This is a genomic window from Vibrio sp. 2-2(8) (assembly GCF_963888495.1).
Lineage (GTDB): Bacteria > Pseudomonadota > Gammaproteobacteria > Enterobacterales > Vibrionaceae > Vibrio > Vibrio anguillarum.
Map to the genome: position 1 here is coordinate 1 of NZ_CAWPJM010000021.1, position 6,000 is coordinate 6,000.

The following is a 6,000-nucleotide window of genomic DNA, read 5'->3' on the forward strand; positions in this document are numbered from 1 at the left end:
TCACCACCGTACACTTTTGCAAGTGTAGTACAGATAGCAGCAGTTAGAGTTGTTTTACCGTGGTCAACGTGGCCGATAGTACCAACGTTTACGTGCGGTTTCGTACGTTCAAATTTTGCTTTAGACATGAGTTGTCCCTCTAGGTACGGATTTAGGTGGCTTTGATGACCACGCAACCAAAATTATTGGTAAGGAGTATATATCAAAAGGAGATAATTGCTTGGAGAGCTGGTGCTGATACCCAGAGTTGAACTGGGGACCTCACCCTTACCAAGGGTGCGCTCTACCGACTGAGCTATATCAGCACTCAAAAATTGGAGCGGGCAGCGGGAATCGAACCCGCATCATCAGCTTGGAAGGCTGAGGTAATAGCCATTATACGATGCCCGCACACGTAACTCTGAGAGCTATTTCCTTAAGAATATGGTGGAGGGGGACGGATTCGAACCATCGAAGGCGGAGCCGGCAGATTTACAGTCTGCTCCCTTTGGCCACTCGGGAACCCCTCCAAATTTTTTCTTCATTCTTTCGAAAAAGAATGGTGCCGACTACCGGAATCGAACTGGTGACCTACTGATTACAAGTCAGTTGCTCTACCTACTGAGCTAAGTCGGCATAAGTGGAGCGCATTCTATTGAATGATGCTCAGCCTTGCAAGCCTAAATATTAAAAAAAAACCAATTTTCCATAAATCTCGCCTGTTCGTTGCTTTTTCAAGCAAAATGCGTTTTCTCACTCAATTCTATCGTTTAAGGCATTTCCATTCTTTTCACCTTAATGTATGTTTCATCCTCTTCTTTTTTCTGTCATTCATCGTTAGGTATTTTATGGGTCCTTATATCTCTTTTGATCGCAATCAATGGGCCGAGCTACGTAACTCTGTCCCAATGACTCTCTCTGAGGCTGACTTAAAAGAGCTACAAGGTATTAATGAAAACCTAACGATGAAAGAAACGGCTGAGATTTATCTGCCTTTGGCTCGCTTACTTAATTTATACGTGGCCGCCAGACAAAGCCGAAATGCGGTTTTGCATCAATTTCTCGGTAATACCGATATATCGCCTCCTTTTATCATTGGCATCGCAGGAAGTGTCGCCGTTGGGAAAAGTACTACGGCGCGTTTGTTAAAAGCGCTTCTTTCACGCTGGGAGAATCATCCCAAAGTTGAACTGATCACGACAGATGGGTTTCTTTTTCCCAACAAAATTCTTAATGAGAGAGGAATTATGGGGAAAAAGGGGTTTCCTGAATCTTATGATATGAAACGTCTGGTACAGTTTGTGTCGGATGTTAAAGCAGGAAAAAGAAATGTAAGCGCGCCGATCTATTCACATCTTACTTACGACATCACCACTGAAGAGAAAGTCGTCGATAGGCCAGATGTGTTGATCATTGAAGGATTGAACGTCTTGCAAAGCGGCATGGATTATCCACACGATCCACATCGAGTGTTTATATCTGATTTCTTAGATTTCTCACTGTATGTCGATGCGGACAGTCAACTTATTGAAAAGTGGTATGTTGAACGCTTTATGAAGTTTCGTCACAGCGCCTTTAAGGAGACGGGATCGTACTTTAGCCACTACACAAAACTGTCTGAGCTAGAGGCGAGAGAAAAAGCTGAGAGCATTTGGCACTCGATCAACGGTAAAAATCTGCAACATAATATTTTACCGACCAAAGAGCGCGCTCAGTTAGTTTTGCGTAAAGGCCTCAATCATACCGTGGAAGAGATACTACTAAGAAAATAGTTTGGTAAAGCGGTTACTCTGCCTTGCGTAACGATATTTCGCCACCAATGTAACTCTCCATTCCATTCTCTGTTTCTAGCAACACCGCTCCATATTCGTTGATCCCGTGCACCACGCCATAGACCTCTTTGGGGCCCATAAGCAGTTTAACTTTTCGACCAATAAAGTTATCGAGTCGATTCCAGCGCGGTATAAAATCCTTCATCCCATAAAGCTCGTAATCACGTAGCGCTTGGTCTAATGATTGAATAAAGACAGTAGCGAGCAAGTTCCTGTCTATTTTCAGACCGTCGGCTACCTGCGACAAACTTGCCCATGGCTGGTCAATGGCTTGCTCATTTTCGGGCATGAAAATGTTCATTCCCATCCCAATCACTAAATGTGCCGCTGCGCCAGCCTGCCCTGTCATTTCTACTAAAATACCCGCCAGCTTTCTATCCTGAAAATAGAGGTCGTTCGGCCACTTAAGCTTTACACCGTCAAATCCGATGCTTGCTAGCGCTTCCACAATCGCGACCCCGACCACAAGGCTAAGCCCCATTGCGGCCGCCATCCCTGCGTCGAGTCGCCAGTACATGGAAACATAAAGATTGCTGCCAAAAGGCGATATCCACTGACGCCCACGCCGACCCCGTCCATTAGCCTGATACTCTGCTAAGCAAACGCTGCCCGAAGCAAGGTTATCTACACGTTCTAACAGGTATTGGTTGGTTGAATCGATAATGGGGAAAAGCTCGACAGGGTTACGCACGGCATTTTGGATCTGTGTCACATCAAGTAGATTCAGTGATTGAGCAAGCTGATAGCCTTTGCCTTGGACGCGGAAAATATCAATTCCCCACTCCTGAATCCCTTTAATATGCTTACTTACTGCAGCGCGAGAAATACCAAGTTCTGCTCCTAGCAACTCACCAGAACAAAACTCGCCACTGGCCAGATGACGAAGTAATGATAGTTTGACACTGTGCTCTTTCACTTTAATTCCTTAGCAAGATGCTCAAGGTTCGTTTCACCAATCGCATCTAAAAATCGGACTTCATGCTCTAAAGATATCGAAAATTTATCCTGAACTGCTATGCAAACTTTAATCGCTAGTTGAATAACATCAAAGGCTGTAGCGCTACCTTTATTTACCAACACTAAAGCTTGCTTCGGATGCACTTGAGCATCACCTAAGCTATACCCTTTGAGCCCACACTGATCAATCAACCACCCAGCCGCTACTTTTCTGCCTTCTTCCACGGGGTAAGAAACAAGATCGGGATAACTCTCAAGAAGAGCCTGCCAATGTTCTAAACTAATAATTGGATTTTTAAAGAAGCTTCCTGCATTACCTAGCACCCGCGGATCGGGTAATTTGGCATTGCGAGTAGCGCATACCCGTTTATAAATATCAATAACTTGGCAGGTGTGACTATCCAGTTCTTGCAAAGGTCCATAATTCAGTACGGGTTGCCATTGCTTCAATAACTTTAGTCCTACCGCTACAACGATCGCGTTACTGTGCAAAGCGTGCTTAAAAATAGAATCACGATAACCAAATAGACATTGTTTAGCGCTCAGGCGCTTGACGGTTAAGGAGTCTAAACAGAGATAATCAACGTAATCACACACATCTTGAAACTCTACACCATAAGCGCCAATATTTTGGATAGGAGCAGAACCTGCACAACCAGGTATCAAAGCCAAATTTTCAAGACCTGCAATATTTTGCTTCACAGCCCATTCAACAAGTGAAGGCCAATCCTCACCACCAGAAACATGCAAATAATGGTAATTATCATCCTGCGTGTGCTGTAACCCTTTCAGTTGGTTGCTTAAAACCATTCCTTGAAAATCACAAGTAAAAAGGACATTGCTACCTTTTCCTAACATCAACTTAGGCAAAGTCTGCCATTCTGCGCTCTGGTAAATTTCCACCAAATCTTGCACAGAGAAAACTTCAGCTAATAATTGACAAGATTGTTCTAGGCCAAAAGTGTGGTATTTTTTTAAGCTCGCATTGGGATGTAATTGCATGGCATTCTATGGATAAATTAAACTCACGCCATTCTACAACAGATAACTATTCGAAGCAGGAAGAAATGTGGCAACTACAATTTGACATACTCCCCCCGATAAAACTTCCTTTGATCAAGCGAATGTACAAAGAACATTACCCTTCAGCAAAAGCTAGGAAAGATGAATTGTGCGTTATAGGCACGCTCGATGGGCAGATATCTGCTGTTGTCAGATTTAAAAATATTGATGTATATCGATTACTGACTGGCATGCTTGTGCTGCCAGAAAACCAAAAAAAAGGGATTGGGTCGCAGTTGCTCAATTATTGCAGCGAGAATATTCTCAATAATCAGGATTATTGCTTCGCATACGCTCATCTTGAGCCCTTTTATGCTCGTCATGGTTTTCACTCCATAATGACAGAAGAACTACCAATAGCTCTTATGCAACGGTTTGAGCGCTATGTATCCAGTGGTAAAGATCTCATTCCTATGAGATACCTAGGCTAGTATGACGAGAATGCGCGGCTTTTCTAGCAATTGAACCGTTGAATTTGGTAATATCCCCAGTTCGCAATTTTGCAAATAAGTAAGGTAAATCATCCAATATGATTGCTCATAGAAACCCATTCGAGCGATTGCCGACCATCGCACAATCACCGGATCATTTTGAAGTTTTATTTTCGGCAAAAGAATTTAAAAATCATCTGATCCAGTCGATCCGTCAGGCAAGTAAACGAATCTATCTTGTAGCGCTGTATTTAGAAGATGACGAAGCAGGCAGAGAAGTTTTAACGGAGCTATATAATGCCAAGCAAAGAAACCCTGGCTTAGATATTGCGATTTGCGTTGATTGGCATAGAGCGCAACGTGGATTAATTGGTGCGGCCGCTTCAGAAGGCAATGCTTCAATGTATCAAGAGTTCTCTCAGAACCACGAACACGCCATTCCCGTATACGGCATCCCCGTGCGAGGTCGCGAAGTTTTTGGTGTTTTACATCTCAAAGGTTTTATTGTCGACGACCAGGTGATCTATAGCGGAGCAAGCCTTAATAACGTTTATTTGCATCACAAAGAGCGCTATCGATTCGACCGCTATCACACCATCGACAATCAATCTCTTGCCGATAGCATGGTACAATTTATTCAGCAAAAAATGATAAGTCATCCTGCTGTCAATGACTTATCAAACACATCGAAGCCAACGACGAAAGATATCAAAACTGACATTCGGCAATTTAGAGCCTCTCTAGCAACAGCAAACTATGAGTTTGAGTCACAGATCCCAACAGCCGATCAAGTGGCTTTGACGCCACTGGTAGGTATTGGAAAGCGTCGAAATAAACTCAACCACAATATTAACCAACTGATCGCTCATGCTAAAGATGAAGTCTTTATCTGCACTCCGTATTTCAATTTTCCAAAAAGTGTCGCTAAAGAAGTTAAGAAAGCATTGAAACGGGGTGTAAAAGTTCACATTGTCGTTGGCGATAAAACGGCAAACGATTTCTATATTTCCCCAGAGCAAACCTTCAAGACAATCGGCGGCTTACCTTATTTATATGAGCTTAATCTACGCCGTTTTGCCAAAGTAAATGAAGCCCATATTGCCAGTCGAAATCTTTCTATCCATCTCTGGAAACATGAAGAGAATAGCTTCCATCTAAAAGGCGTATGGGTGGATAAGCGCTATATGTTGATCACTGGTAATAACTTAAATCCAAGAGCATGGAAGCTCGATCTCGAGAATGCCATTCTCATCCAAGATCACTATCACCACTTAACACCTAAGTTTGAGCAAGAGATCGACAACATCCTTCGACACACTCAACTTGTTTGTACCTACAAACAACTAGAGAAGATAGAAAACTACCCTGATGCGGTACAAAAACTACTGCGCAAAGTAACGCGAGTTAAGGCCGATAGAGTACTCAAACAGATTCTGTAAAGCACAACACTAAACGATTAGCCGACACAACGTGTCGGCTTTTTTATATGCCTACACGTTGTTTTCATATGGCTATTGATTGAGATAGTAGCGCCTTTCATGCAGCTACTCTGTTCGATGAACATAAGCCAAAAGAATCAAGATAGATTGACCACTACTGCACTGAGAGTAATAAAAATAAAATGCTATTTTGCTCAAATGAAAAAAGCCCTGCTATTACTAGCAGGGCTTCTTAATAAGTGGCGGAGCGGACGGGACTCGAACCCGCGACCCCCGGCGTGACAGGCCGGTATTCTAACC

The 6,000-nt window shown here is 43.1% G+C and carries 6 protein-coding genes and 4 tRNA genes; 3 read left to right on the forward strand and 7 right to left on the reverse strand.

What is annotated here, in order from left to right; genetic code table 11:
- The 5 genes from AACV12_RS06390 to AACV12_RS06410 form a co-directional block, all read right to left on the reverse strand.
- Positions 1 to 128, reverse strand: a 128-nt coding sequence (locus AACV12_RS06390) for a GTP-binding protein (RefSeq protein ID WP_235800309.1), incomplete at its 3' end; no start/stop codon positions are given.
- A 101-nt stretch (positions 129 to 229) separates the two neighbouring features.
- Positions 230 to 305, reverse strand: a tRNA-Thr gene (locus AACV12_RS06395).
- 10 nt (positions 306 to 315) lie between these two features.
- A tRNA-Gly gene (locus tag AACV12_RS06400) sits at positions 316 to 390 on the reverse strand.
- A gap of 34 nt (positions 391 to 424) precedes the next feature.
- Positions 425 to 509: transfer RNA gene (locus tag AACV12_RS06405), tRNA-Tyr, on the reverse strand.
- Between the two features lie 30 nt (positions 510 to 539).
- A tRNA-Thr gene (locus AACV12_RS06410) sits at positions 540 to 615 on the reverse strand.
- 212 nt (positions 616 to 827) lie between these two features.
- Here AACV12_RS06410 and coaA point away from each other — a divergent pair.
- Positions 828 to 1,751: a type I pantothenate kinase gene (gene coaA, locus AACV12_RS06415; RefSeq protein WP_010318972.1), complete on the forward strand. Its 924-nt coding sequence runs from the start codon at positions 828 to 830 to the stop codon at positions 1,749 to 1,751.
- Positions 1,752 to 1,764: 13 nt separating this feature from the next.
- Here coaA and birA read toward each other — a convergent pair whose 3' ends face one another.
- Together birA and murB are read right to left on the reverse strand one after the other, a co-directional pair.
- Positions 1,765 to 2,727: a bifunctional biotin--[acetyl-CoA-carboxylase] ligase/biotin operon repressor BirA gene (gene birA / locus AACV12_RS06420; protein WP_170901592.1), complete on the reverse strand. Its 963-nt coding sequence runs from the start codon at positions 2,725 to 2,727 to the stop codon at positions 1,765 to 1,767.
- Positions 2,724 to 3,770 carry a UDP-N-acetylmuramate dehydrogenase gene (murB, locus tag AACV12_RS06425; RefSeq protein ID WP_013857959.1) on the reverse strand — a complete coding sequence of 349 codons (1,047 nt, stop codon included), beginning with the start codon at positions 3,768 to 3,770 and terminating at the stop codon, positions 2,724 to 2,726. The genes birA and murB overlap by 4 nt, the downstream gene beginning before the upstream one ends.
- 8 nt (positions 3,771 to 3,778) lie before the next feature.
- On the opposite strand from murB, the gene AACV12_RS06430 reads away from it, so the two are divergent.
- Both AACV12_RS06430 and pssA read left to right on the forward strand, forming a co-directional pair.
- Positions 3,779 to 4,261: a GNAT family N-acetyltransferase gene (locus AACV12_RS06430; RefSeq protein ID WP_013857960.1), complete on the forward strand. Its 483-nt coding sequence runs from the start codon at positions 3,779 to 3,781 to the stop codon at positions 4,259 to 4,261.
- 98 nt (positions 4,262 to 4,359) lie between these two features.
- Complete coding sequence (gene pssA / locus AACV12_RS06435) at positions 4,360 to 5,700, forward strand: CDP-diacylglycerol--serine O-phosphatidyltransferase (protein WP_013857962.1); 1,341 nt, start codon at positions 4,360 to 4,362, stop codon at positions 5,698 to 5,700.
- Positions 5,701 to 6,000: the final 300 nt, after the last annotated feature.